2 protein-coding genes are annotated in these 2,823 nt (G+C 64.6%); both read right to left on the bottom strand.

Going from position 1 to position 2,823, the window contains the following annotated elements:
- A partial coding sequence (locus tag EOD07_RS29340) for a diguanylate cyclase (protein ID WP_164772647.1) occupies window positions 1–2,105 on the bottom strand: 2,105 nt, incomplete at its 3' end.
- Between the two features lie 2 nt (window positions 2,106–2,107).
- Window positions 2,108–2,704, bottom strand: a complete 597-nt coding sequence (locus EOD07_RS29345) for a GNAT family protein (RefSeq protein WP_073987004.1) — start codon at window positions 2,702–2,704, stop codon at window positions 2,108–2,110.
- Window positions 2,705–2,823: the final 119 nt, after the last annotated feature.

The raw sequence follows: 2,823 nt of genomic DNA on the forward strand, positions 1-2,823 counted from the left end.
GTGCCGACGGTGCGGAAGGCGGGCCGGAATGGCTCGATCCTGTCGCCGCCAAAGCGCTTGGCCTGATGCATGGCAAGCTCGGCGTCCTTGACCATGTCCTCGGCCGAGGTTTGCGCCGTCGTCCAGGTGATCAGGCCGATCGAGGCGGTCAGCACGATCTCGCGCTTGGCGAAGGTGATCGGATTGTTGATCGCGTGCTTGATGGCGTCGGCCATGGCCGCGATGCGGGCCGGGTCCTGTTCCGAAAGCAGCATCAGCGCGAACTGGTCGCCGGCAAAGCGCGACAGCGAATCCTTCGGCTTCAAGAGCCGGTGCAGCCGGCGCGCGACGGTGAGAAGAATGGTATCGCCGGCGGAAATGCCCAGACCGTCATTGACCTGCTTGAAGCGGTCGATGTCGATGATGAAGACCGTCGGGCGCACCTTGTCCTCGGTGCGGGCGATCGAGATGATCGCCTCCAGCCGGTTCATGAACAATTCGCGGTTCGGGAGGCCGGTCAAATTGTCGTGCACGGCGTCGTGCAGCAGCCTTTCCTCGGATTTCTTCTGCTCGGTCACGTCGACCATGGTGCCGACGCAGCGGATCACCTCGCCGTCGGAGCCGATCACCGGGCGGGCGCGCAGCGAGAACCAGTGATAGTGGCCGTCGGCGCCGCGCAGGCGGAAGTTCTGCGCCACCTTGCCGCGCCGGTGCTCCAGCACCACGTCGAGCGTGGTGCGGAACGTGTCGCGGTCGTCGGCATGCAGCACCGGCAGCCAGTTGCGGGCGGCGCCGCCGAGGCTGTTGGGCGCAAGGCCGAGCTGCAGGCAGATGTCCGGCTTGGTCACCACGCGGTCACGCAGTACGTCCCAGTCCCAGACGATGTCGCCCGAGCCCGCGACGGCGAGCGCCTGGCGCTCGAGGTCGGAGAACAGGCCCTGGTGCAGCGCGCCGCCGGCAAAGGCATGCTGCATGACGGTGAAGCCGATGAGCAGGATGATGAGGATCAGCCCGCCGCCCAGAGCCGGCTGGGCGATGTCGTTGTCCAGCATGCCGGTGATCGCCATCCACGAGCCGCATAGCCATAGGAGCACCATGACCCAGCTCGGCACCAGCATGATCGCGCGATCATAACCACGAATCCCGAGGAAGATGATGAGGCCGAGGCCGGTGAGCGCGGTGGCGGCGAACGAGATGCGGGCGATGCCGGCGGCGACCGCCGGATCGACGATGGCCACCCCCGCGATCAAGAGCAGTCCGAGGATCCAGACCAGGGCGCCATAGCTGAAATGGCCATGCCAGCGGTTGAGGTTGAGATAGGCGAACAGGAACACCACGAAGGTTCCGGCAAGCGCCACCTCAGTGCCGGCCCGCCATATCTGTTCGTTGCCGGGCGATATCTCGATGATCTTGTTGAGGAAGCCGAAGTCGACGCAGATATAGGCGAGCACCGCCCAGGCGAGCGCCGCTGTCGCCGGAAACATCGAGGTTCCCTTGACCACGAAAAGAATCGTCAGGAACAGCGCCAGAAGCCCCGAGATGCCGATCACGATGCCGCGGAACAGCGTGTAGGAATTGACCGAATCCTTGTAGGAATCCGGCTCCCAGAGATAGACCTGCGGCAGCTTCGGCGAGGCGAGCTCGGCGATGAAGGTCACCACTGTTCCGGGATTCAGCGTCACCCGGAACACGTCGGCGTCGGGGCTTGTCTGGCGGTCGAGCGCGAAGCCTTCGCTGGGCGTGATCGCGGCGATGCGCGTCGAGCCGAGGTCGGGCCAGAAGATGCCGGAATTCACCAGGCGGAAATGCGGCGCGACGATCAGCCGGTCGAGCTGCTGGTCGGTGGTGTTGGCGAGCGCGAAGACGGCCCAGTCGCCGCTCGAGCGCGCGTCATTGGCCTCCACCTCGATGCGCCGCACGATGCCGTCGGGGCCGGGCGCGGTCGAAACCTGGAAATTCTCACCCTGGTTCCGGTAGATCTCCACGGCGCCGGAGAGGTCCAGCGCCTTGTCGTCACGCGCGATCTTGATCGGCTCGACGGCGAAAGCCGGCATCGCCGAAAAAAGCGTGACGACGACCGTCATGATGAGGGCGAACAGCGACGCTAATCGCGGAGAATTCGTCACATTCAGCCCTTCGTTCCGTCGCTCTGCGGATCGTCCGCGATCCGGGCGTAGAGGTAGTGATCCTGCCAGATGCCGTTGATTCTCAGATAGGATCGCAGCAGTCCTTCGCGCCGGAATCCGGCTTTTTCAAGCACGCGGATCGACCGGGCGTTTTCGGGAATACAGGCAGCTTCGATCCGGTGCAACCTGAGCGTATCGAAGGCGAAGCGCGACACCAGCTTGACCGCCTCGGTCATCAGGCCGCGTCCGCCGAAGCGTTCGCCGATCCAGTAGCCGATATGGCCGCTCTGCGCGACGCCGTGGCGGATGTTGCCGAGCGTGATGCCGCCGGCGAGCTTGCCGCTCGATTTTTCGAAGATGAAGAAGGCGATGGCCGTGCCTTGCGCGTAATCCTCGCGGTAGCGGCTGATGCGCAACCGCCAGGCGGTGCGGTCGAGCTCGTCCGGCTGCCAGCGCGGCTCCCAGGGCTCGAGGAAGGCGCGGCTTTCGCCGCGCACCGCCGCCCATTCGCGGTAATCATTGGTCAAGGGCACGCGCAGCGTGACCTTTTCGCCTCTCAGTGCCGGCAGGTCGCGGCGAAAGAAAGGGAGCGCGAACACGGCGCTGGTTCTAAGCGGATATTCGTGGGATGCCCCACGAATATCCGCCTAGATTCCTTGGTTTCTCGCAGGTTCTGATCGCAAAACCGTGGGACACTTTTGCGGAACCTGCTTAGGAT

The sequence above is a fragment of the Mesorhizobium sp. M2C.T.Ca.TU.002.02.1.1 genome (assembly GCF_003997225.1).